25 protein-coding genes are annotated in these 23097 nt (G+C 71.9%); 22 read left to right on the top strand and 3 right to left on the bottom strand.

All coding sequences use genetic code 11. The annotated features are described in order from the left end of the window. Positions 1–19 precede the first annotated feature (19 nt). The 13 genes from truB to ACX80P_RS04645 all read left to right on the top strand — a co-directional run bounded on the left by truB (position 20) and on the right by ACX80P_RS04645 (position 12101). Positions 20–922, top strand: a complete 903-nt coding sequence (gene truB / locus ACX80P_RS04705) for a tRNA pseudouridine(55) synthase TruB (protein WP_459276896.1) — start codon at positions 20–22, stop codon at positions 920–922. 2 nt (positions 923–924) lie between these two features. Beyond that, positions 925–1293 carry a hypothetical protein gene (locus tag ACX80P_RS04700; protein ID WP_459276895.1) on the top strand — a complete coding sequence of 123 codons (369 nt, stop codon included), beginning with the start codon at positions 925–927 and terminating at the stop codon, positions 1291–1293. Then, positions 1290–1730: a hypothetical protein gene (locus ACX80P_RS04695; RefSeq protein WP_459276894.1), complete on the top strand. Its 441-nt coding sequence runs from the start codon at positions 1290–1292 to the stop codon at positions 1728–1730. Before ACX80P_RS04700 ends, ACX80P_RS04695 begins: the two co-directional genes overlap by 4 nt. 134 nt (positions 1731–1864) lie before the next feature. Further along, positions 1865–2470: a DUF4345 domain-containing protein gene (locus ACX80P_RS04690; RefSeq protein WP_459276893.1), complete on the top strand. Its 606-nt coding sequence runs from the start codon at positions 1865–1867 to the stop codon at positions 2468–2470. 150 nt (positions 2471–2620) lie between these two features. Then, complete coding sequence (locus tag ACX80P_RS04685; RefSeq protein ID WP_459276892.1) at positions 2621–3616, top strand: bifunctional riboflavin kinase/FAD synthetase; 996 nt, start codon at positions 2621–2623, stop codon at positions 3614–3616. A gap of 103 nt (positions 3617–3719) precedes the next feature. Continuing rightward, the gene (rpsO, locus tag ACX80P_RS04680) at positions 3720–3989 is read left to right on the top strand and encodes a 30S ribosomal protein S15 (protein ID WP_459276891.1); all 270 of its coding nucleotides are present in this window, start codon (positions 3720–3722) and stop codon (positions 3987–3989) included. 253 nt (positions 3990–4242) lie between these two features. Beyond that, positions 4243–6495, top strand: coding sequence for a polyribonucleotide nucleotidyltransferase (locus ACX80P_RS04675; protein ID WP_459277493.1), 2253 nt, complete (start codon positions 4243–4245; stop codon positions 6493–6495). Between the two features lie 114 nt (positions 6496–6609). Then, complete coding sequence (locus tag ACX80P_RS04670) at positions 6610–7986, top strand: M16 family metallopeptidase (RefSeq protein ID WP_459276890.1); 1377 nt, start codon at positions 6610–6612, stop codon at positions 7984–7986. A gap of 180 nt (positions 7987–8166) precedes the next feature. Next, positions 8167–9009 (top strand): universal stress protein, encoded by an 843-nt coding sequence (locus tag ACX80P_RS04665; protein ID WP_459276888.1) that lies wholly within the window; start codon positions 8167–8169, stop codon positions 9007–9009. Between the two features lie 398 nt (positions 9010–9407). Continuing rightward, positions 9408–9830, top strand: coding sequence for a DUF7793 family protein (locus tag ACX80P_RS04660; protein WP_459277492.1), 423 nt, complete (start codon positions 9408–9410; stop codon positions 9828–9830). Then, on the top strand, positions 9827–10213 hold the full coding sequence (locus ACX80P_RS04655) for a DUF7793 family protein (RefSeq protein ID WP_459276887.1): 387 nt from the start codon (positions 9827–9829) through the stop codon (positions 10211–10213). The genes ACX80P_RS04660 and ACX80P_RS04655 overlap by 4 nt, the downstream gene beginning before the upstream one ends. 47 nt (positions 10214–10260) lie before the next feature. Next, the gene (locus ACX80P_RS04650) at positions 10261–11781 is read left to right on the top strand and encodes a CYTH and CHAD domain-containing protein (protein ID WP_459276886.1); all 1521 of its coding nucleotides are present in this window, start codon (positions 10261–10263) and stop codon (positions 11779–11781) included. Between the two features lie 11 nt (positions 11782–11792). Beyond that, entirely contained in the window at positions 11793–12101 is a 309-nt protein-coding gene (locus ACX80P_RS04645) for a hypothetical protein (protein ID WP_459276885.1), read from the top strand. On the opposite strand, the gene ACX80P_RS04640 is transcribed toward ACX80P_RS04645, so the two are convergent. Together ACX80P_RS04640 and moaA are read right to left on the bottom strand one after the other, a co-directional pair. After that, positions 12098–12349 (bottom strand): MoaD/ThiS family protein, encoded by a 252-nt coding sequence (locus ACX80P_RS04640; RefSeq protein WP_459277491.1) that lies wholly within the window; start codon positions 12347–12349, stop codon positions 12098–12100. The genes ACX80P_RS04645 and ACX80P_RS04640 overlap by 4 nt on opposite strands. A gap of 1 nt (position 12350) precedes the next feature. After that, the gene (gene moaA, locus ACX80P_RS04635; protein ID WP_459276884.1) at positions 12351–13421 is read right to left on the bottom strand and encodes a GTP 3',8-cyclase MoaA; all 1071 of its coding nucleotides are present in this window, start codon (positions 13419–13421) and stop codon (positions 12351–12353) included. 189 nt (positions 13422–13610) lie between these two features. Here moaA and ACX80P_RS04630 point away from each other — a divergent pair, with 189 nt between their 5' ends. From ACX80P_RS04630 to ACX80P_RS04600, 7 genes are read left to right on the top strand one after another with little or no spacing between them, the layout of a single operon-like run. Continuing rightward, positions 13611–15158: a molybdopterin-dependent oxidoreductase gene (locus ACX80P_RS04630; protein WP_459277490.1), complete on the top strand. Its 1548-nt coding sequence runs from the start codon at positions 13611–13613 to the stop codon at positions 15156–15158. 47 nt (positions 15159–15205) lie between these two features. After that, positions 15206–16522 carry a molybdopterin molybdotransferase MoeA gene (locus tag ACX80P_RS04625; RefSeq protein WP_459276883.1) on the top strand — a complete coding sequence of 439 codons (1317 nt, stop codon included), beginning with the start codon at positions 15206–15208 and terminating at the stop codon, positions 16520–16522. Continuing rightward, on the top strand, positions 16519–17004 hold the full coding sequence (gene moaC / locus ACX80P_RS04620) for a cyclic pyranopterin monophosphate synthase MoaC (RefSeq protein WP_459276882.1): 486 nt from the start codon (positions 16519–16521) through the stop codon (positions 17002–17004). Before ACX80P_RS04625 ends, moaC begins: the two co-directional genes overlap by 4 nt. Continuing rightward, a complete protein-coding gene (locus tag ACX80P_RS04615; RefSeq protein WP_459276881.1) occupies positions 17001–17486 on the top strand; it encodes a MogA/MoaB family molybdenum cofactor biosynthesis protein in 486 nt (161 codons plus the stop codon). Before moaC ends, ACX80P_RS04615 begins: the two co-directional genes overlap by 4 nt. After that, on the top strand, positions 17473–17910 hold the full coding sequence (locus tag ACX80P_RS04610; RefSeq protein WP_459276880.1) for a molybdenum cofactor biosynthesis protein MoaE: 438 nt from the start codon (positions 17473–17475) through the stop codon (positions 17908–17910). The genes ACX80P_RS04615 and ACX80P_RS04610 overlap by 14 nt, the downstream gene beginning before the upstream one ends. 10 nt (positions 17911–17920) lie before the next feature. Beyond that, complete coding sequence (gene dapB / locus ACX80P_RS04605; RefSeq protein WP_459276879.1) at positions 17921–18691, top strand: 4-hydroxy-tetrahydrodipicolinate reductase; 771 nt, start codon at positions 17921–17923, stop codon at positions 18689–18691. Further along, complete coding sequence (locus ACX80P_RS04600; protein WP_459276878.1) at positions 18688–19173, top strand: hypothetical protein; 486 nt, start codon at positions 18688–18690, stop codon at positions 19171–19173. Before dapB ends, ACX80P_RS04600 begins: the two co-directional genes overlap by 4 nt. A gap of 25 nt (positions 19174–19198) precedes the next feature. Here ACX80P_RS04600 and ACX80P_RS04595 read toward each other — a convergent pair whose 3' ends face one another. Further along, a complete protein-coding gene (locus ACX80P_RS04595; protein ID WP_459276877.1) occupies positions 19199–20377 on the bottom strand; it encodes a heparan-alpha-glucosaminide N-acetyltransferase domain-containing protein in 1179 nt (392 codons plus the stop codon). A gap of 82 nt (positions 20378–20459) precedes the next feature. On the opposite strand from ACX80P_RS04595, the gene dapA reads away from it, so the two are divergent. Further along, positions 20460–21398: a 4-hydroxy-tetrahydrodipicolinate synthase gene (gene dapA / locus ACX80P_RS04590; protein ID WP_459276876.1), complete on the top strand. Its 939-nt coding sequence runs from the start codon at positions 20460–20462 to the stop codon at positions 21396–21398. Next, on the top strand, positions 21395–23095 hold the full coding sequence (locus ACX80P_RS04585; RefSeq protein WP_459276875.1) for a ribonuclease J: 1701 nt from the start codon (positions 21395–21397) through the stop codon (positions 23093–23095). Before dapA ends, ACX80P_RS04585 begins: the two co-directional genes overlap by 4 nt. Positions 23096–23097: the final 2 nt, after the last annotated feature.

Below are 23097 nucleotides of genomic sequence, written 5' to 3'. Positions count from 1 at the left end.
CGGACCATATACTGGGAGCGTGAATGCCGGGCAGGTCCACTCAGGGCTGATCATCGTGGACAAGCCGCAGGGCTGGACCAGTCATGACGTCGTCGGACGCCTCCGCCGCCTGGCCGGGACCCGGAAGGTCGGCCACGCCGGCACCCTCGATCCGATGGCCACCGGGGTCCTCGTGGTCGGGATCAACCGGGCGACGCGACTGCTGACCTTCATCGTCGGGACCACGAAGACGTACACCGCCACGATCCGCCTGGGCCAGTCCACCCTCACCGACGACGCCGAGGGCGAGGTCACCGGCGGGAGCATCGCCGCGGCGGTGACAGAGGAGGACATCCGGACGGCCGTCGCCGCGCTCACGGGGGAGATCCAGCAGGTGCCGAGCAGCGTGAGCGCCATCAAGGTCAAGGGCGAACGGTCCTACACGCGCGTCCGCTCCGGCGAGGAGGTCCACCTCCCGGTGCGTCCCGTGACTGTCCACCGCTTCGACGTCCACGCCGTGCGGCGCGTGAGCAACGGCCGCCTCCAGGACGTCGATGTCACCGTCGAATGCAGCTCCGGGACGTACATCCGCGCCCTCGCCCGCGACCTAGGCGCCGCGCTGGGCGTCGGCGGCCACCTCACCGCGCTCCGCCGGACCCAGGTGGGGCCGTACACGATCGAGCACGCCCGCACCCTGGAGCAGCTCGCCGAGGAGCTGGACGTCCTCTCGCTCGAGGACGCCGGGCGCGCGCTGTTCCCCGTCCGCGAACTCTCGGACACCGAGACGGCGGACGTGTCGCACGGCCGGAAGGTGGCCCCGAACGAGAATCCGGAGGCGCCGGTCGCGGCGTTCGCGCCGGACGGCACCCTCGTGGCGTTGCTCGAGAACCGCGGCGGGGCCGCGCGCACCGTCCTCGTGTTCGCCCCCGGGGGCAAGGAATAGGCGTGGATCCCTTCTTCCTCATCGGGGTGCTCACGTGTGCCGTGTCCGCGGTACTGTGCGCCGGCGCCGGCGTGCTGCGCCGGCCGCCCAACGACATCACCATCCTCTCGATCGCCGCCGTGGAACTCTTCCTCCTCGCCTACACCGTCGGCGCCGTGATCCGCCAGCTGGCCGGAGAGCCGGTCCTCGGGGAGGCCTGGGAGTTCTGGGGCTACCTGCTCACCGCGCTCCTCGTGCCGGTGGGGGCGTTCTGGTGGTCGATCCTCGAGAGGACACGGTGGAGCAATTTCGTGTTGGCCGCGGCGGGACTGACGGTGTTCGTCATGCTCTTCCGCATGGAACAGATCTGGGATGGAGTGGCGGGATTGTGAGCGATCGCCAGGAGCAGCAGGGAAGCGCCCCCGCCACGGGCGGGACGAGCCGTGCCCAGGGACCCGGCCGGCTGCTGATCGCCGTCTACGGGGTCTTCGCGCTGGCAGCGACGGCGCGCGCCACGTTCCAGATCCTCACGAAGTTCGACGAGGCGCCGCTGGCCTACCTCCTCTCCGCCCTCGCGGCCGTGGTGTACGTCGTCGCCACCGTCTCCCTGGCACGGCCGGGCGCGCGGGCCTACCGCGTCTCCGTCGTCGCGGTGACCACCGAGCTCGTGGGAGTCCTCGCCGTCGGACTGCTCAGCATCTTCGACGCCCGGGCGTTCCCGAGCGAGACCGTCTGGTCCGTCTTCGGGCGCGGCTACGGCTTCGTCCCGCTCGTCCTGCCGATCCTCGGCCTGGTCTGGCTGCGCAGGAACAGGCCCGGCCGGACCTGACGGCGGGACCCGGCCGACCGCCGACTGCAGCCGACGTGGTGGACGGGGGAATCCCCGTCCCGTGCTGCCGGCGGTGCTTCCCGCCGTGAGAGTATGGCGCTAGAGCATCATCCAGCCTGCCTCCAGGGAGCGACATGACCAGCAACAGCCCCGAGCACGACAACTCCTCCGCCGGCGGCGGACGGCCCGCGGGGACCTCCCCGGCGCGTGCGGCGACGCCCGGGTCGGGGACAGCGGACGCCCCGTCCGGGACGAAGGGCACCACGGCCGCCACGGGCGGCACCCCGACCAAGGGCGGGAACCCGGGCAAGGCGTCCACGGGCGGCGACTGGAACGTGTTCCGCACCGTCGTCGTCCTGGTGGGCCTGGTCCTCGCGGGGTTCGGCGCCTACTACCTGATCCTCGGGACGGCGGGCCTGCCGGACACCGAGGGCAGTCCGGTCAACCCGACCCTCGAGAGCCAGTTCCGTTTCTTCTCGGCCATGATGGTCGGCGTCGGCGCGGCCTTCATCACCATCGCCATCAAGTTCCAGTGGGCCAACATGCTCTGGCTGGTGTGCCTCATGGTGTTCATCGGAGGTATCGGGCGCGTCCTGTCCTGGGCGTTCTCGGGCACCCCGAACTACGTCATGATCGTCCTCATGGTCGTCGAACTGGCCTTCCCGCCGGCCCTGCTCGTGTGGCACAAGTACATCGCGAAGACGAGCAACATGCGCAAGGAATTCGACCGGCGCAGCTAGCCGGGCGACGCACCACGCCCGGCCCTGCCGGGTCCGCCGCAGCGGGGGCACGATGCCGTCCGGGACGCGGCTTTCGGCCATAATGGGATCGGCGACCCGCCGGACCCTCCCCGCGGTCCCGGGGATCGGCCGAATCCGCGAAGGAGATGCGTGTACTACTGGAGAGACCTGGACAGCGTGCCCGAGGACTTCGGGCCCTCCGTCCTGACGCTCGGCAACTTCGACGGCGTGCACCGGGGCCACCAGCGGGTCCTGCAGCAGGTCGTCGAGGCGGCACGGCAGCGGTCCGCGGCGGCCGTCGTCGTGTCCTTCGACCCGCATCCCGCCCAGGTCCACCGGCCGGACTCCGCCCCCGAACTCATCATGGGTCTCGACGACCGCGTCGAGACCCTCGCCGAGACCGGCATCGACGCCCTGCTGATGATGCACTACACCCTCGACCTCGCCTCCGACTCGCCCGAGGAATTCGTGGAACGCGTCTTCGTGCGGACGCTGAAGGCCAGGGCCGTGGTGATCGGCCACGACGTCCGGTTCGGCCGGGGCAACAGCGGCGACCTCGACACGATGCGCGAGCTCGGCCGCGCGCTCGGCTTCGAGGTCATCACCATCGACGACTTCGGTGCGAGCTACCCCGCGGACGCCACGGACGCCGACGGCGACCGCCGCTGCTCCTCGACGTGGGTGCGGGAGGCCCTCGAGGCCGGTGACGTGGCCACCGCGGCCCGCGTGCTCGGCCGCCCCCACCGCATGCGCGGGGAGGTGGTGCACGGTGCCGCGCGCGGCAGGGAACTCGGCTACCCGACGGCGAACCTGGCCGCCTCCGCCCAGGGGTTCATCCCCGCCGACGGCATCTACGCGGGCTGGCTCATCGACGGCGCGGGTACGCGCTGGCCCGCAGCGGTGTCCGTGGGCTCCAACCCCACCTTCGACGGCGTGGACCGCCAGGTCGAGGCGCACGTCATCAACCGTCCGCCCGAACGCGTGCAGGACTTCGACCTGTACGGGCAGTCGGTGGTGGTGGAGTTCGTGGAGCGCCTGCGCGGTCAGGTGACCTACACGGGGCCCGAGGCGCTGATCGAGCAGATGAGGCTCGACGTCGACCGCGCGCGCGGCCTGCTTTCGACAGAACATCAGCCCAGACGCTAGACTTGACGGAGATCCGGCTGCAGTCCGTGGTGGCTGGATTTTTCTGTGTCGTCGTGCAAACGACGCTCAGCACCTGTTCACGGTACAACTCTAGGAGTTACTCGTGGCCCTTGACGCCGCCATCAAGCAGGAGATCATCAAGGCATACGCCCTGGCCGAAGGTGACACCGGTTCACCCGAGGTACAGATCGCGATGCTCTCCCGCCGCATCCTCGACCTGACCGAGCACCTGAAGATGCACAAGCACGACCACCACACGCGTCGTGGCCTGCTTCTTCTCGTCGGTCGCCGCCGTCGCCTGCTGGACTACCTGCGGGACACCGACATCACGCGTTACCGGTCGCTCATCGAGCGCCTGGGCCTGCGTCGATAACCAGCATCTGAAGGCGGCACCCTCTCCCCGGAGGGGGAGCCGCCTTTTGCGCTGGAGACAGCACGAAGTACCCCACGCACAACAGGAGTCAACCGGCACCACGCATTCGCGGTCCTCGGTAGTGATCTCCGGACGACGCCGGACCGGCCGTTCCGTGGATCTCGATCGAAGACCGGGTGCTGTGGCCGTCCACGAGGGACGGGCCACGTCGGGTGCCGGTTGCCCCCGCTACCAGGAAACGGAGGTGACTCTCTTGGAGGGTCCCGAAATTCAGTTCGCCGAAGCAGTGATCGACAACGGTCGCTTCGGAACACGCACCGTCCGCTTCGAGACCGGGCGGCTCGCCCAGCAGGCCGCAGGCTCTGCCATGGTCTACATCGACGAGGACACCGCCCTGCTCTCGGCCACCACGGCCGGCAAGCACCCGCGCGAAGGATTCGACTTCTTCCCGCTGACCGTCGACGTCGAAGAGCGCATGTACGCCGCGGGCCGCATCCCGGGCTCGTTCTTCCGCCGCGAGGGCCGCCCCTCGACGGAGGCCATCCTGGCCTGCCGCCTGATGGACCGTCCGCTGCGCCCGGCGTTCGTGAAGGGCCTGCGCAACGAGGTGCAGGTCGTCGTGACCATCCTCGCGATCAACCCGGACGTGCGCTACGACGTCGTCGCCATCAATGCGGCGTCGATGTCCACGCAGCTCTCCGGCCTGCCCTTCTCCGGGCCGATCGGTGGCGTGCGCGTCGCCCTCGTCTCCGACGGCAGTGGCTCCGACCAGTGGATCGCCTTCCCGAAGCACTCCGAGCTCGAGAACTCCGTCTTCGACATGGTCGTCGCCGGACGCATCGCCGGTGACGACGTGGCCATCATGATGGTCGAGGCCGAGGCCACCGACAACTCCTGGACGCTCATCAAGGAGAACGGCGCCACCGCCCCCACCGAGGAGATCGTCGCCGACGGCCTCGAGGCCGCGAAGCCGTTCATCCGCGCCCTGTGCGAGGCGCAGGCGGACCTCGCCGGCCGCGCCGCGAAGCCGACCGTCGAGTTCCCCGTCTTCCTCGACTACCAGGACGACGTCTACGCCGCGATCGAGTCCGCCGGAGCCGAGAAGCTCGGGCAGGTCTTCCGGATCGCCGACAAGCAGGAGCGCGAGAGCGCCTCCGACGCCCTCAAGGCCGAGCTCATGGACGCCCTCGGCGCCCAGTTCGAGGGACGCGAGAAGGAACTCTCCGCAGCCTTCCGCTCGCTCACCAAGGCCGTCGTCCGGCAGCGCATCCTGAAGGACCAGGTCCGCATCGACGGCCGGGGCCTCAGCGACATCCGCAAGCTCACGGCCGAGGTCGAGGTCCTGCCGCGCGTGCACGGGTCCGCGATCTTCGAGCGCGGCGAGACCCAGATCATGGGCGTCACCACGCTGAACATGCTCAAGATGGAGCAGCAGATCGATTCGCTGTCGCCCGTCACGCGCAAGCGCTACATGCACAACTACAACTTCCCGCCCTACTCCACCGGTGAGACCGGCCGCGTCGGTTCGCCGAAGCGCCGCGAGATCGGCCACGGAGCACTGGCAGAGCGCGCCCTCGTGCCCGTCCTGCCGACGCGCGAGGAGTTCCCCTACGCGATCCGCCAGGTCTCCGAGGCGCTGAGCTCCAACGGCTCGACGTCGATGGGCTCGGTCTGCGCCTCCACGCTGTCGCTGCTCAACGCCGGCGTCCCCCTGCGCGCACCGGTCGCCGGCATCGCCATGGGCCTCGTGTCCGACGTCGTCGACGGCCAGACCCGCTACGCGGCACTGACCGACATCCTCGGAGCCGAGGACGCCTTCGGCGACATGGACTTCAAGGTCGCCGGCACGTCCGAGTTCGTCACGGCCATCCAGCTGGACACCAAGCTCGACGGCATCCCCGCCTCCGTGCTCGCCGCGGCCCTGAAGCAGGCCCGCGAGGCACGGCTGCACATCCTCGGCGTCCTGCAGGCCGCGATCGACACCCCGGACGAGCTCTCCGAATTCGCGCCGCGGATCATCTCGGTGAAGATCCCCGTGGACAAGATCGGGGAGGTCATCGGCCCCAAGGGCAAGATGATCAACCAGATCCAGGAGGACACCGGGGCGGACATCTCGATCGAGGACGACGGCACCGTGCTGATCGGTGCGACGAACGGCGAGTCGGCGGAAGCCGCCCGCGCCGCGGTCAACGCCATCGCGAACCCGCAGGTCCCCGAGATCGGTGAGCGCTACCTGGGCACGGTCGTCAAGACCACGACCTTCGGTGCGTTCGTCTCGCTGACCCCGGGCAAGGACGGCCTGCTGCACATCTCCGAGCTGCGCAAGCTCGCCGGTGGCAAGCGCGTCGACAACGTCGACGAGGTCGTCTCCGTGGGCCAGAAGATCCAGGTGGAGATCACCAAGGTCGACGACCGCGGAAAGCTCTCGCTCTCGCCCGTCGTCGCGGATGACTTCTCCGAGGACACCGGCATCGAGCTGCCCGAGGCCACCGAGGGCGACGACTGACCTGTTGCCCGGCTCTTCCCGAGCACCGTACGGCCCCGGCGCGTACCGATCGATCCGATCGGCGCCGGGGCCGTCTGCCGTTCCCCGACCTGTCGAGAGACCAGAAAGTCCAGGATGTCCCAGTCCTCCATAGTGTCCCTGCCCCTGCTGCCGACCCTCCCCACGGGCGGGGAGGCCGACCCCACGTTCGTCGCCGGTGATCCGGGCGGGAACGTCGTCCGGCGCAGCGTCCTGCCCGGCGGGGTCCGCGTGCTCACCGAGGCGATGCCGGGCCAGCGCTCGGCCACGATCGGGTTCTGGGTGGGTGTCGGATCCCGCGACGAGGCCGACGGCCAGCACGGCTCCACCCACTTCCTCGAACACCTGCTGTTCAAGGGGACGGCGCGCCGCAGCGCGATGGACATCGCGTCCGCCTTCGACGAGGTGGGCGGGGAGTCCAACGCCGCCACCGCGAAGGAGAACACCTGCTACTACGCGCGGGTCCTGGACTCGGACCTGCCGATGGCGATCGACGTCATCGCGGACATGGTCACCTCCGCGGTGCTCGACCCCGAGGAACTCGAGCAGGAACGCGACGTGATCCTCGAGGAGATCGCGATGGACAGCGACGACCCCGCCGACGTCGCCCACGAGCGGTTCGTCGAGCTGGTCCTGGGGGAGCACCCCCTCGGCCGGCCGATCGGCGGGACGCCCGAGGCGATCCGCGCCGTGCCGCGCGACTCCGTCCTCGCGCACTACCGGCGCTACTACACCCCCGCCGAACTCGTCGTCACCGCTGCGGGCGGGCTGGACCACGACGTCGTCTGCCGGCTCGTCCAGGAGGCGCTCGAGTCCGCCGGGTGGACCCTCGACGAGGGCGCCCTGCCCGTGCCGCGCCGCGGGACGACCGAGGTCCCCGTCGAGGGGGCCACGGGCGTCCACGTGATCCGGCGGGCCGTCGAACAGTCGAACATCCTGATCGGGTGCCCGTCCCTCACGGCGACCGACGAGCGCAGGTTCGCGATGAGTGTCCTGAATGCCGTCCTGGGCGGCGGCATGTCCTCGCGCCTGTTCCAGGAGATCCGCGAGAAGCGCGGGCTCGTCTACTCCACCTACTCGTTCTCGGCCGCCTACGCGGACGCCGGCTACTTCGGCATGTACGCCGGATGCTCCCCGGCCAAGACCGGCCAGGTCATCGACCTGCTCGGCGCCGAACTGGACCGGCTCGCCACGGACGGCATCGACGCCGAGGAGCTCCGCAAAGCCGTCGGCCAGCTGTCGGGCGGCCTGGTCATGGCCCTGGAGGACAGCAGCTCCCGCATGTCGCGGCTCGGACGCTCGGAGCTCGTCTCCGGCGAGTTCGTCGACATGGACGCCTCCCTCGACCGCATCCGGTCCGTCACGGCCGGCGACGTCCAGGCGCTGGCCCGGGAACTGGCCGCCGCGCCGCGCACAACGGTCGTCGTCGGGCCCTTCGACACGGAAGCCGACTTCGTCCGCCTGAGCACCTGACCAACCGGGCCGTCGAGACACGACCCGTGCCTCGCTGAAGGAGGAGGCCCGAAAGCCTACCCATTCGGGCTGGAAGGAGGCATGCTCGAGCAATACCCTTCTCAGGCAAGGACCCACCATGCAGGCAACACTTCTGTCCCACGGCGCCTTCCGGCCGCTGCCGCTCGTCAGTGCATCAGCGTGAGCCCGGTCGAAGCGCCGGGCCGGCCCGTCATCGCCGGCTATGACGGCTCGGACGGCTCCCGCCGCGCCGTCGTCTGGGCAGCCCACCATGCGGCCGCAGCCGGACTGTCCCTCGTCGTCGTGCACTGCTGGGTCTGGCCGTTCTTCACCCGGGAGCTCGGCCCGGTCGGCGACATCAAGGACAGCGGCCTCAAGCGGGCCGCCGAGCGCACGAGTGCCGAAGGCCTCGATCTCGCCAGGCAGGCCGAACCCGACCTCGACATCGGTGCCCGGCTCATCACGGGCTTCCCCTCCGAGGTGCTCACCCGGCTGTCCGCCGAAGCCGCCCTGCTCGTGACCGGCACCCGGGGGCTCGGCGGATTCGGCGGCCTGCTCATCGGGTCGGTCAGCCTCCACCTCGCGGCTTCCTCCTCCTGCCCCATCGCGGTCATCCGCGAGGACGAGCCCGGCGAGGGCGACGTCCTGGTCGCGGTCGACGGTTCCCCGGAGAGCGATCGTGCCGTCACCGAGGCGGCGCTCCTCGCGAAGACCCTGCGTGCGCCGCTCCGCGTGCTCCATGTGAGGTCCTACAGGCGGCACGCCGGGACGCTGCCGTCCGACCCCGAGCGCGACCCTGTCGTGCAGCGGGCCCTGAATCTGCTGCCCACGGACACAGACCTCACCGTCATCGAGGACTCCTTCGCGGAACCGTCCGTGCCCGCGGCCATCCTCCACCAGGCGCATCGTTCGGCCTGTGTCGTCATCGGCGCCAAGGGCACCAACACGCTCGGCGCCCGCCTCGGATCCACGGTGCACGCCGTCCTCCATCACGCGCGAGGCAACGTCCTCGTCGTCCGGTAGGGATGGACCCCGAGGGTCCACGCCCGCAGCACGGCTGGCGTCGCCCTCGTCGGTCCCCGCCGATCCGCGGTCGCTCCGTGCCGGCACCCTCCCGGTCGACGGGTCCGCCCTGACGGGGGAGTTCCGTCCCGTCGGACAAGCGCGCGGCATCGGCTCCTGCCGCCGGCAGCATCGGTGGCCGTTCGGACACCGTGTTCCCCGGCGTCCTTCTCCGTGCGGACAATCTGCGGAGAAGCTGCGGGTGCCGGCACGTCCGGGACTCCCGCTGGTCCGTAGGATGAGAAGCTGACAACCATTGTGCCGGGGAGCTGATAGGTATCGATGATCGAGGTGCCGAGCGGGTGGTGCACCCGGGTGCAGGCCCGGGGCGGGCGTCCGGACACGACCGGCCGGTGAGGATGTCCGCGGCCGGGGGCAGGGCGACCCTCAGCCTGCTCCGGCCTGCCCTGATCCGCCTGACCTGGGCCCCCTGCACCGAGGTGCAGGGGACCGACGCCAGGGACGTCCTCGAGCGGAGCCTGGAGCTGGTCGGCCACGTCCCCTACGCGGTGCTGGTGGACATGCGCGAGATCACGATCATCACCGCGGGGGCGCGGGCAGCCTACGGTTCGGAGAGGATGGTCCTGGCTGCCGCGATGCTCGGGCTCACGCCCGTGGACAGGGTCATCGCCGCGTCGGTGCAGCAGTCGGTGCACGAGGTCCGTTTCTTCACGGAGGAGGGTGCGGCGCTGGCCTGGCTGACAAGCCACCTTCCCGACCACCCCGGTCCGACAGCCCGCGACCGGGTGCAGGCCGACCCGACGGGGGAGCGCACAGGATGATCAGCAGGGAACCGCGGGTGGCCGGTGAGCCGTTCACCGCGACGATGCGGGACGGTGTCCTGTGGGTCGAGTGGCTCGACGGCATGAGGGTCGGTGACGGGGATGCCCGCGCCCTCGTCGAACGCGCCGGTGCGATCAGCAGGGACGTGTGTCCGCCGATGCTGGTCGGGCTCAACGGCATGGTCACCCTCAGCCGGGATGCTCTCCGCCGGTTCGCCGGGGACCTCGACATCGCTGCGATGGCGATCGTGGGACCGACCGCCGTCGACCGGACCCTCGCGGAATTCTTCGCCGAGGTCCACGATCCGCCCTACCCGACCCGGTACTTCCCCCAGCGGACCGTGGCCCTCCGCTGGCTCACGGGCTGCCCCCACGCACCCTGACCCCGCGGACTGCTGACGCCGGGCGGGGTGCCGGTATACAGTGCCCTATGCACGCTGATCCGGTGGTCGAGATCGAGCGGAAGTTCGACGTCGACGTCGACGCCGCGGTTCCCCTGCTGCACGACCTCCCGGGGATCGGACGGGTGGACCAGCCGGTCGAGTACCGGCTCGAAGCCGAGTACTTCGACACCGAGGACCTGCGCCTGGCCGCCCGGCGCATCACCTTGCGACGGCGCACCGGGGGTGAGGACGCCGGGTGGCACCTCAAGTTCCCCGTCGGTCCCGACGAGCGCCACGAGCACCATGAGCCGCTGGGCGGGACGCCGGACTCCGTCCCCGAGGCACTCCTGGACCTGATCCGGGTGCGCATCCGGGACACGGCGCTGGTGCCCGTCGCCCGGTTGACGACGCGGCGCATGGTGCATCGCCTCCGGGGCGAGGAGGGTGGTGTCATGGCCGACCTCATGGACGACCACGTGGAGGCCCGGGCGCTCCGTCCCGAACCGGCGAGCCTGCAGTGGCGTGAGTGGGAGATCGAACTCGTGGACGGGACGAGGGATCTGCTCGACGCCGCGCAGGACCGGGTCCTGGAGGCCGGGGCGCGGCCCGCGGCACACGGTTCCAAGCTGGTGCGCACCCTGGGTTCCCGGCCGCGGACGGGGCCCGACGAGCCCCCGGCGCCGACGTCGGACGGGCCGGCCGGGGACGTCCTGCTCGCCTGCCTCCACGAGCAGCTGGACGTGCTCGAGCAGGAGGATCCCCGGGTGCGCCTGGACGCCCCTGACGCGGTCCACCGCATGAGGGTCGCCACCCGGCGCATGCGCTCGGTCCTGGCCACGTACCGGAGCCTGCTGGAGGACGCCGACGGCGTCCGGTTCCTCCGCGACGAACTGAAGTGGCTGGGGGCCGTCCTCGGCAAGGCGCGGGACGCCGAGGTCATGCATGCGCGCCTCAGGGGGATGCTGGCCGCCGAACCGGCGGAGCTCGTCCTGGGCCCGGTCGAGCGCAGGGTCGACGTGGAGCTGGGTGGCAGCTACCGGGAGGCCCACGCCGGGGTCCTCGAGGCGCTGGCCGGGCAGCGCTATTTCCGGCTGCTCGACACGCTCGAGTCCCTGCTGGCCGCCCCCGAGCTCACCCCCCGGGCCGCCGAGCCGGCGGGCCGCGTGATCCCCGAACTCCTGAACCGGGACATCCGGCGACTGCGCGCGGCGGTCCACGAGGCGCGGGACCACCCCGCGGGGGTCGGCGACCACCCCGCCCTCCATCAGGCGCGCAAGGACGGGAAGCGGCTGCGGTACGCGGCCGAGGCCGCCGCCCCCCTCGGCCGGAAGAAGGTCACCCGCCTCGCCGAGGCAGCCCTGAAGATCCAGAAGATCCTGGGGGAGCACCAGGACAGCGTCGTGACCCGCGACCTGCTGCGGCGTCTCGGCGCAGCAGCGTCCCGCCAGGGTGAGAACGGGTTCACCTACGGGCGGCTGCACGCCCTGGAGCAGGTCGCCGCGGTGCGAGCCGAATCCCGGTTCCGCAGCGAATGGACGTACTTCCCTCCGGCGCTCCGCACCGGGTGACGGCACCCGCCATGGCGACCTACCCGCGCTACGAGACCGTCAGCTTCCTCCGGCCGGCGGGAGCCGGCTACCTCGACGGCCTGGTCCTGATGCGGTACGCCCGGAAGGCCATCGAGGACCGCGGGCTCGACGCCCACGAGCGGGTCGTCCACGTCGAGGTGTGGGGCGAGGAGACCTCCGGGGTGAGCTATCACCACGGTCACCCGGTGGACCTGACCCGCGACCGCAAGACCATCTACTGGTACCGCGTCACCATCGATGGACAGCCGCAGGAACAGCGCCTGCTGTCGGACGCGTCAGCGGGGGAGTCGGCCCCCTAGCCCCCTGCGAAGGGCGGCAGGACGTCCAGGACATCGGCGTCGGCGAGGACGGTGGAGGCGTCCCTCAGGGCGACCTCGTTCAGCAGGAAGCTGCTGCGGTCCAGGACCACCGCCAGCGACGGACCGCCGGGGGGTACCGGGCGTCCGCGCAGCTCCTCGAGGACGGCGGCGAGCGAGCGCCCGGCGGGCACCCGTTCCTCGGCCACACCGGTGGCAGCCTTCGCGGCCCCGAAATACCTCACGAGCACCTCAGCCACCGATGGCGCTCATCGACCGGTCGGGCTGCACGAAGTCGTCGGCGCCGAGCCCGGTGTGGCCCATGCCGTGCGCCTTCGGCTTGAGCCACATGGCGTCGCGCCACCGCTGGGCCACGGCCTCGTCGTCCGCGTCCGAGCGCAGTAGGCCGCGCAGATCCGTCTCCTCGTGGGAGAAGAGGCAACTCATGATCTTGCCCTCGGCCGTCACGCGCGTCCGCCGGCAGTCCGCGCAGAACGGTTCCGTGACCGAGGCGATGATGCCCACGGTCCCGAGGACGTCGTCGGGAGCGGCCTTCGCCCTGACCTCCCACCGCTCGGCGGGCGCGCCGTCGCGGTTCCGGGGGTCCGGGGTGAGCACGAAGCGGGTCTCGACGAGCGCGCGCATCTCCGCAGCGGTCACCATGCCCTCCTTCGTCCACCCGTGGTCCGCGTCGAGGGGCATCTGCTCGATGAAGCGCAGTTCGAACCCGCGGGACACCGCCCATTCCACGAGGTCGGGTGCCTCATGGTCGTTGATGCCGCGCATCAGCACGGCGTTGATCTTCACGAGGCCCAGCCCGGCGTCGGCAGCGGCCTCGATGCCCCGGAGCACGCGGTCGAGGAACGGCCGGCGGGTCAGCCGGGCGAAGGTCTCGGGGTGCAGCGAGTCCATGGAGACGTTGATACGCGTGAGCCCGGCGTCCTTCAGCTGCACGGCACGGCGGTCGAGGCCGAGGGCGTTGGTCGTCATCGAGATCGGCAGGTCGGCGTGATCGGCGCGGATGTCCCGGATGATGTCCAGCAGATCCGCCCGGACCAGGGGTTCCCCGCCCGTCAGGCGCAGTTCCCGGATGCCGAGCCGGTCGACGCCGATGCGCACGAGGCGGACGATCTCGTCACGGGACAGGACCTGGTCCTTCTGGAGCCAGTTCAGGCCCTCCGCCGGCATGCAGTACGTGCACCGCAGGTTGCACTTGTCCGTCAGCGACAGGCGCATGTCCGTGGCCTGCCTGCCGTGGGTGTCCAGAAGCCCCGTGGTCGCGCCCCCGCGGCCGGCACGCGGCATGCCCAGTTGGATTCCCATGGACACGAGGTTACGCCCTCCGTGAGCCCCCGCCCTACCCGGGGCGCAGGGGCGTCCGGCTCTTCCGCCCGGGACCGCGGACCTGTAGAACGCGGGGAACCTCCGTCCACCCGCGGTCGTGTAACGAGCGGACCGGCCCTGCACGACGGGAGCCGGGATCCCACGGAGAGGCAGGCATCCCCAGTGAGCATGAGACCCCGCGCGTGGGCCGCAGTCTCCGGAGCCCTGTCGGTGGGGCTGGGCGTCATCGCCGGTGAACTCGCGGCAACCGCGGTGAGCCCCTCCGTCACCCCGGTCAGCGCGGTGGGTGGGTCCGTCATCGACGTCGTCCCCCCGGCCGTCAAGGACTGGGCGATCGCCTGGTTCGGGACCGCCGACAAGGCCGTGCTCCTCGCGACGATCGCCGTGGTCATCGTCGGGATCGCCCTGGCCGCCGGCGTGCTCGAGTACCGGCGGGCGTTCGCGGGCCGGGCGGTGATCATCGCCTTCGGGGTGCTCGGCGCCTTCGCCGTGGCATCGCGCCCGCAGTCCTCCGGCATCTCCCTCGCGGCGCCCGTGATCGCCGCGCTCGTCGCGGTCCTGGTCCTGGCCGCGCTCGTCCGGGCGCTGCACGCGTGGGCCGGGACGGGCGACGACGGCGCAGCGGGCACGGTCCCGGCACGCCGCCGGTTCCTCCAGGGAGCCGGAGGCGCGGCGGTCGTGGCCGTCGCCACCGGGGCGGCGGCCACCGGGGTGCGGTCCTCCCGGTCCGCCGTGACGCAGCGGCGCTCGTCGATCACGCTGCCCGCGCCCGTCGATGAGGTGCCCCCGCCCGCCGGGTCCTTCGTCCCCGAGGGCGCGGACCTCGGCATCGAGGGCGTCAGCGAGCTCGTGACCCCGACCGCGGACTTCTACCGGATCGACACAGCACTCGTGGTGCCCGTCGTCGACGCAGCGCAGTGGTCCCTGAAAGTCACGGGACTCGTGGACCGTGAGGTGGAGGTCACGTTCGACGAACTGCTCGCGCTGCCCCTGATCGAGCGCCACGTGACCCTGGCCTGCGTGTCCAACCCCGTCGGCGGCGACCTGACGGGCAATGCCCGCTGGCTCGGCTGGCCCGTGCGCGAGCTCCTCTCCCGGGCCGGCGTCCGCCCGGGAGCCGACATGGTGCTGTCGCGGAGCGTCGACGGTTTCACGGCGGGCACGCCCCTCGAAGCGCTGACCGACGCGCGGGATGCACTGCTCGCCGTGGGCATGAACGGGGAGCCGCTGCCGGTGGAGCACGGCTTCCCCGTCCGGCTCGTGGTCCCGGGCCTCTACGGTTTCGTGTCCGCCACGAAGTGGGTGACCGAGCTGAAGGTCACGCGCTTCGCCGACGACACGGCGTACTGGTCCACGCGCGGCTGGTCCGAGCGCGGCCCGGTGAAGACGTCCTCCCGGATCGACGTGCCGCGGCCGAACGCGAGCGTCCCCGCCGGCGACGTCGTCGTCGGCGGGGTGGCCTGGGCGCAGCACCGGGGAGTCGAGGCCGTCGAGGTGAGGGTGGACGGCGGAGCGTGGCAGCGGGCCACGCTCGCCACGCCGATCTCCACCGACACCTGGTGCCAGTACAGCGCCACGCTGCGGCTGTCCGCCGGATCGCACACCCTCCAGGCACGGGCGGCGGACCGCGAGGGCGGAGTGCAGTCCGAGGATCCCGCCGCCCCGGCGCCGGACGGGGCGGAAGGGCTCCACACGGTAACGTTCACGGTGACCTAGACCACCCGCCGGATGGTCGGGAGACGAGCAGCGAGCGGAAGGCACCCATGAGACGAACCGTCGCCGACCACCAGGTGGCCGTGGCCGGACTCCTGCGGAGCAGCGGGTACGACCGCACCGCCGCCGACGTGCTCCCGCTCCGCGACGCCCTCGGCCGGGCCCTCGTCGAGGACGTGCCCGCGCCGGTGAGCCTCCCGCCCTTCGACAACTCGCAGATGGACGGGTACGCGGTCCACGCCGCCGACCTCGCAGGAGCGCCCCTGCTGACGGTGGCGGAACCCATCCCCGCCGGGTCCGTGCCGCCGCCCCTCGATCCCGGGTCGGCCGCGCCGATCATGACCGGCGCCATGCTCCCGGCCGGGGCCGCCGCCGTCGTGCCCATCGAGCGCGCGCGGCCCGCCCGGTTCCACTCCGCCGCGGAGCGGTCGGACGGGACCGTGACCGTGCGGCTGCCCGACGCCGTCGACGCCGGGCAGTACGTCCGGCGGGCCGGCAGCGACATCGCCGAGGGCGCGATCGCGCTCCCGGCGGGCACCCTGCTCGGTCCCGCCCAGCTCGGCCTCCTCGCCGCCTGCGGCGTGGGGGAGGTGCGGGTCACCCCGCGCTTCCGCGTGCTGCTCCTGTCCACGGGCGACGAGGTGGCCGAGCCCGGCACCGATCTCGCCCCGGGACGGATCTACGACGCCAACACCACCCTCCTCGAAGCCGCGCTGCACGACGCCGGCGCCCACGTCACCTCTCACCGCCTGCTCGGGGACGACCCCGCCGTCCTCCGGGAGGCCCTCGCCGCCATCACCGCGGACAGCACCGACCTCGTCCTCAGCACCGGGGGGATCAGCCAGGGAGCCTACGAGGTGGTGAAGCAGGCGCTCGCGGACAGCCGCGTCGAGTTCTCCTCCGTGGCCCTGCAGCCCGGCGGGCCCCAGGCGCACGGCACCATCTCCGGGGTACCGTTCCTCGGGTTCCCCGGCAACCCGGTGAGCGCGATCGTCTCCTTCGAGATGTTCCTCAGGCCGGCCCTCCACCGGCTGACGGGCGCCCCGGCACCGCGCCCCGTGCTCGAGGCCGTCCTCGCCGAGGCCGTCGACAGCCCTCCCGCCAAACACCAGGTGCGCCGCGGCGTCTACCGCGACGGACGGGTGGCGCTCGTGGGCGGGCCCGGGTCCCACCTGCTGCACGCCCTGGCCGCCGCCAACTGCCTCGTCCACCTGCCGGAGGGCGTCGCCTCGCTCGCCGCGGGCGACCGTGTGGAGGTCACGCTCATCGGAGCCGTGCCGGTCGGGGCGATGGCAACCGCGGACCCGTGCGCCGCGGACGAGGCCGGATCTGGTGGAATGGACTCCGCAGAAAGGACTCCATCATGAGCACCCCACCCCCCACCGAAGGCCTCACCCACGTCCGGTCCGACGGCACCGCCCACATGGTCGACGTCTCCGGCAAGCAGGCGACCGTCCGCGAGGCGGTCGCCGAGTCGACCCTGGAGACCACGCCCGACGTCGTCGCGCTCATCGCGGACGGCAGCCTGCCGAAGGGCGACGCCCTCGCCGTGGCCCGCGTCGCCGGCATCATGGCGGCCAAGCAGACCTCCACGCTCATCCCGCTGTGCCACCCGCTGCCGCTGTCGAAGGTGACCGTGGACTTCGAGCCCGACGGCGGCCGCGTGCGCGTCGTCGTGCTCGTGAGGACCACCTCGCTCACCGGCGTCGAGATGGAGGCCCTCACCGCCGCGTCCGTCGCGGCCCTGACCCTCTACGACATGATCAAGGCCGTGGACAAGCACGCGGTCATCACCGGCACGCGCGTGCTCTCGAAGTCCGGCGGCAAGAGCGGGGACTGGACCGTATGACACCCCTGCGCACCGCCGCCGTCGTCATCGCCTCCACCCGGGCCGCCGCGGGCACCTACGAGGACGAGTGCGGCCCGGCCATCGCCGGATGGCTCTACGACCACGGCTACGCCGTCGCCGATGCCGTCGTCGTCCCCGACGGCGACGCCGTGGGGGCCGCGATCGGCTCCGCCCTCGAAGCCCGCCCGGCCGTGCTCATCACGAGCGGGGGGACGGGGCTCAGCCCCGACGACGCCACCCCCGAACAGACGGCGCCGTACCTGACGCGCAGCCTGCCCGGCATCATGGAAGCCGTCCGCCGCGCCGGCGCGGACGCCGTCCCGACGGCCGTGCTCAGCCGCGGACTGGCGGGCACCGCGGGCACCACCTTCGTCATCAACCTGCCCGGCTCGCCCGGGGGAGTCCGCGACGGCCTGGCCGTCCTCTCACCGCTCATCGACCACATCTGCTCCCAGCTGGAGGGCCACCATGACCACCGGTGAAGTCGTGCACGCCGCCGTCGCCGACACCCCGATCACCCCCGAGGAGGCGCACGCCGGCGTCGACTCCCCGCACTGCGGGGCCGTCGTCGGCTTCAGCGGCGTGGTGCGGGACCACGACGGCGGCCGCGACGTCAGCTCGCTGAGCTACTCCGCGCACCCGAGTGCCGACCGCGTGATCCGCGAGGTCGCCGAGGAGATCGCCGCCCGCCACGACGGCATCCGGATCTGGGTGGCCCACCGGGTGGGACCCCTCGCGATCGGGGACCAGGCGCTCGTCGCCGCGGTCGGGGCCGCGCACCGCGGTGAGGCCTTCCGGGCGTGCTCCGACCTCGTGGACCTCGTGAAGGAGCGCGTCCCCATCTGGAAGGAGCAGTTCTTCGCGGACGGCACCGTGGAATGGGTCGGGGCAGGAGCGGAACAGTAGGCTGGAGGGCATGACTGAACTGACGCCGGTGGCCGTGCTGGGTGCACGGGGTCGCATGGGAGCCGAGGCCGTCCGTGCGGTCGAGGCGGCGGAGGACCTCGAGCTCGTCGCGGCCCTCGGCAGCAGCGACCCCCTCGAGTCGCTCGTCGCGGCGGGAGCCCGCGTCGTCGTCGACCTGACCGTCCCCGACGCCACCGAAGGGAACGTCGGCTTCGCCGTCGAGCACGGCATGCACGCCGTCGTCGGGACGACGGGCTGGACGGCCGACCGCCTGGCCCGGCTCGAGACCCTCCTGGCCGCCACGCCGGCCACGGGCGTCCTCGTCGCGCCGAACTTCGCGCTCGGATCCGTGCTCGCCGCAGCCTTCGCCGCCACGGCGGCCCGCTACTTCGAGTCCGTCGAGATCGTCGAGCTCCACCACCCCGACAAGGTCGACGCCCCCTCCGGCACCGCCGTCCGGACGGCCCAGCTCGTGGCCGCCGCGCGCGCCGCCGCGGGCGTGCCGCCCGCACCGGACGCGACGCGGGACCAGCTCGACGGCGCCCGCGGCGCCGCCGTGGACGGCGTCCCCGTGCACTCCGTGCGGCTCCGTGGCCTGACGGCCCACCAGGAGGTCCTGTTCGGGAGTGCGGGGGAGCAGCTGACCATCCGCCACGATTCCTTCGACCGTGCCTCGTTCATGCCCGGCGTCCTGCTCGGGATCCGCTCGGTGGCACGGCACCCCGGCCTGACCGTCGGGCTCGACGGCTACCTGGACCTGCAGGCCGGCGGGAGCCGGTGACGGCCGTGGGCTTCTACCGGCAGTACAAGGCCAGGATCGGCGTCCTGCTCATCACGGCGCTCCTCGTCTTCTGGCTCGCCGTCGCCTTCCAGCGCAGCTTCCTGCTCCTCGGCGACCCCGAGCCCGTGGCGAAGGCCCTCGGTGCCGGGTACCTCCTGCTCCCGTGCATCGGCGCGTGGGCCCTGATCCGGGAACTGCTCTTCGGCGCGCAGACCCAGCAGATGGCCCGCCGGCTCGACGCCGAGGGCGGCCTGCCCGTCGACGACCTCCCGAGGACTCCCTCCGGGCGGATCGTGCGGTCCGCGGCCGACGCCGCGTTCCCCGCCTACCAGGCCGAGGTGGAGGCGGACCCGGAGAACTGGCGGAGCTGGTTCAGGCTCTCCTGCGCGTACGACGCCGCGGGCGACCGCAGACGCGCCCGGCGGGCGATGCGCGACGCCTCGAAGCTGTACCGCCGGCACGAAGCGGACACCGCTTCCTAGCCGGGACGCGGGCGGGCGCCGGTCGTCAGCGCCGGGCCTCGGTGCGCCCGTCCCTCGCCGCGTTCGCCGCACCGGAGGCGAGCAGCTCCAGGGGTCCGCGGGACCGCAGGCGCTGGAACAGGATGCCGAGGGCGATCGCCGCGACGACCTGCAGCCAGAGGAGCAGCAGCGGGTCCGGCAGGGGGACCAGCTTGTCCGCCCAGCTCATCACGCAGATGTGGAGGCTGTACAGCGTCAGGGTCATGGCCCCGGGCGCGGAGAGCGGCAGGAGCGCCTGCGGGAACCGCCGCGTGAGCAGCAGGCACGCCGCGACGACGGCGGCCGCGGAGCCCGCCACGTGCACGAGGTCGAACGTCGTCCCCGAGTGGGGTGCGCTGACGGCGAGCCACCACCAGGACCCCGACTGGTCCACCCCGGCCAGGCCGACGTCGAGCATCGCCTCCAGCGGGTAGCGGCTGCCGTCCGGCGTCGCGAGGAGGGCGGCGAGCCCGCCCTGCCCGAGGAGTTCCGCACTGAGCAGCCTGGCCCCGACGGCGGCGATCAGGCCCGCGCCGAGGAGCCCCAGCTGCACGCCGAGCCGGAACAGGTCCAGCCGCCCGATCACGAGCCCCACGAGGAGAAAGCCGAGCCACTGCAGGACGGGGTAGTAGCCGGTCAGGAAGAGGTCCGCGGCGAGCGTCCGCGGCTCCAGGAAGTGTTCGAAGACGGGGTTCCCCCCGACGGACGGCGGGTCCACGGCCCCTGTCACCAGGGGCCGCAGCAGGTAGGCGGCCACCGGGGCGAGCAGCAGCCAGCCGGCCGTCCATGCCACGAGGGCCCGGAGCCGCAGCCCCACGAAGGGCAGCGCCAGGAGGAAGAGCACCCCGTAGTGGACGAGGATGATCGCGATGTTCGTCTCCACGCCGCCGAGGACGAGCCCGATCAGCGCGATCACGACGGCGCGGACGGCGATGCCCGTGCGGTCGGCGGAGAGCGTCCGGTCCCGGTGGGGGGAGCGCCCTCCCGTCAGCAGCGCCAGGCCGATGCCCGCGACGACGGCGAACAGGCCGGACGCCCGGCCCGAGAACGCGAGGGCGGTCCAGGTGGCCTCCGTGGTGCCCGGCAGGTAGAGGGGCAGGATGTGCGTGCTCATCATGCCGAAGAGGGCCACGCCGCGCGCCGCGTCGATCCCGGTCAGGCGGCGGGGCGCGGACGTCGAGTGCATCCAGCCATGGTCCCACAGGCACCTCCGCCGTCCCGGGTGCGCAGTCCCACCCGGTCCCGCCCGACCGGGTAACGTTTCACCCATGGCTGACACCCCCTCCCGCATCCTCCCGTTCGGTTCCCTCGTGGCCGCCATGGTCACGCCCTTCACCGCCGACGGCGGCGTCGACTTCGACGCCACCGCGGCCCTCGCCGCCAGGCTCGTCGACGACGGCTGCGACGGCCTGGTCGTCTCGGGCACGACGGGTGAGACCTCCACGCTCGAGGACTCCGAGAAGGAGGACCTCTACCGGGTCGTCGTCGAGACCGTGGGGGACCGCGCCCGGGTCATCGCCGGTACCGGGACGAACCACACCTCCCACTCCGTGGAGATGGCGCGCCGCGCCGAGCGCGCCGGTGCCCACGCGCAGCTCGTCGTGACGCCCTACTACAACAAGCCCACGCAGTCCGGCGTCCTGGCCCACTTCACGGCGGTGTCGGAGGCCGCCGACCTGCCGATCATGATCTACGACATCCCCGGCCGCTCCGCCATCCCCATCACCACCGAGACCATGCTCCGGCTCGCCGACAACCCCCGGATCGGCGCGCTGAAGGACGCGAAGGCGGACTTCGCCGCCGTCACCCGCGTGCTCGCGAACACCGACCTGGATGTGTACGCGGGCGACGACGGCCTCACCCTGCCGTGGATGGCCGCCGGGGCCGTCGGGGTCGTGAGCGTCAGCGCGCAGGTCGCCACCGCCGCCTTCCGGGCCCTGGTCGACGCCGCCGCGGCCGGCGACTTCGCCGAGGCCCGCCGCATCCATTTCGAGCTCGACCCCGTGGTGCGCGCCGTCATGACCCACATCCCGGGCGCCGTCTCCGCGAAGCAGATCCTGCACCGGCGCGGCCTGCTCCCGAACGCCGTCGTCCGCCTGCCCCTCGTCGAACCGGACGGGCACGAACTCGCGCCGGTCCTCGCCGACCTGGCCGAGGCCGGAGGGGACTTGGGGTCCACCGAGGCACACCCGGCAGCCCGGGCATGAGCGACGCGGCCGGCGTCGGTCCCGCCCCACGGACCCCGCCCCCGCCCCTGGAGCCGGGCACCCTGCGGATCGTACCGCTCGGCGGACTGGGCGAGATCGGCCGCAACATGGCGGTGTTCGAGATCGACGGCAAGCTCCTGATCGTCGACTGCGGGGTGCTCTTCCCCGAGGAGACCCAGCCCGGCGTGGACCTGATCCTGCCCGACTTCTCCTCCATCGAGGACCGGCTCGACGACGTCGTCGGCCTGGTGCTCACCCACGGCCACGAGGACCACATCGGCGCCGTGCCGTACCTCCTGCGCCTGAAGGCGGACATCCCCCTCGTCGGATCCCCGCTGACCCTCGCGCTCGTCGAGGCGAAGCTGCAGGAACACCGCATCCGCCCCTACACGCTCACCGTGTCCGAGGGCCAGATCGAACAGCTCGGGCCCTTCGAGTGCGAGTTCGTCGCCGTCAACCACTCGATCCCGGACGCGCTCGCCGTGTTCCTCAGGACCGAGGCCGGCACGGTCCTGCACACGGGCGACTTCAAGATGGACCAGGTGCCGCTCGACGGTCGCATCACCGACCTGCGGGCCTTCGCCCGCCTCGGCGAGGAGGGCGTCGACCTCCTCATGGTCGACTCCACGAACGCCGACATCCCGGGCTTCACGACGGCCGAACGCGAGATCGGCCCCGTCCTCGAGAACCTCTTCGGGCAGGTCCGCAAGCGCATCATCGTCGCCTCCTTCTCCTCCCACATCCACCGTGTCCAGCAGGTCCTCGACGCCGCGCACGCCCACGGCCGCTTCGTGTGCTTCGCGGGCCGGTCGATGGTGCGCAACATGGCGATCGCCGCGAAACTCGGGTACCTCAAGGTGCCGGACGGCATCCTGGTGGACATCAAGAACGTCGACGACCTGCCGGACGACCGCGTGGTCCTCATGTCCACCGGATCCCAGGGCGAACCCATGGCCGCGCTGTCCCGCATGGCCAACGGCGACCACCGCATCACGGTCGGCAAGGGCGACACCGTGATCCTGGCCTCCTCGCTCATCCCCGGCAACGAGAACGCCGTGTACCGCGTCATCAACGGGCTCCTCAAGCTGGGCGCCGACGTGATCCACAAAGGCAACGCCAGGGTGCACGTGTCCGGCCACGCCGCGGCGGGCGAGCTGCTCTACTGCTACAACATCCTGAGGCCCCGGAACGTCATGCCGGTGCACGGAGAGACCCGGCACCTCATCGCGAACGGGAAGCTGGCCCAGCAGACGGGTGTCCCCGCGTCGCACGTGCTACTCACCGAGGACGGATCGGTCGTCGACCTCAGGGACGGCAGGGCGCGCGTGGTCGGGGCCGTCGAGTGCGGCTACGTCTACGTGGACGGGTCCACCGTGGGGGAGATCACGGACGCCGATCTCAAGGACCGGCGGATCCTCGGCGAGGAGGGCTTCATCTCGATCATCACCGTCGTGAACCGCAGCACCGGCACCATCGTGTCGGGGCCGGACATCCACGCGCGGGGGTTCGCCGAGGACGACACCGTGTTCGACGAGATCAAGCCGAGGATCGCACGCGCACTCGAGGAGGCCGTGACCGCCACGCCCGACCACACGACGCACCAGCTGCAGCAGGTGGTGCGGCGCGTCGTCGGCACCTGGGTCAACCGGGGCTACCGACGGCGGCCGATGATCATCCCGGTGGTCCTCGAGGCCTGAGG

This window comes from Arthrobacter arabinosi (assembly GCF_054511115.1).
This window is presented reverse-complemented; position numbering and strand designations above follow the sequence as displayed.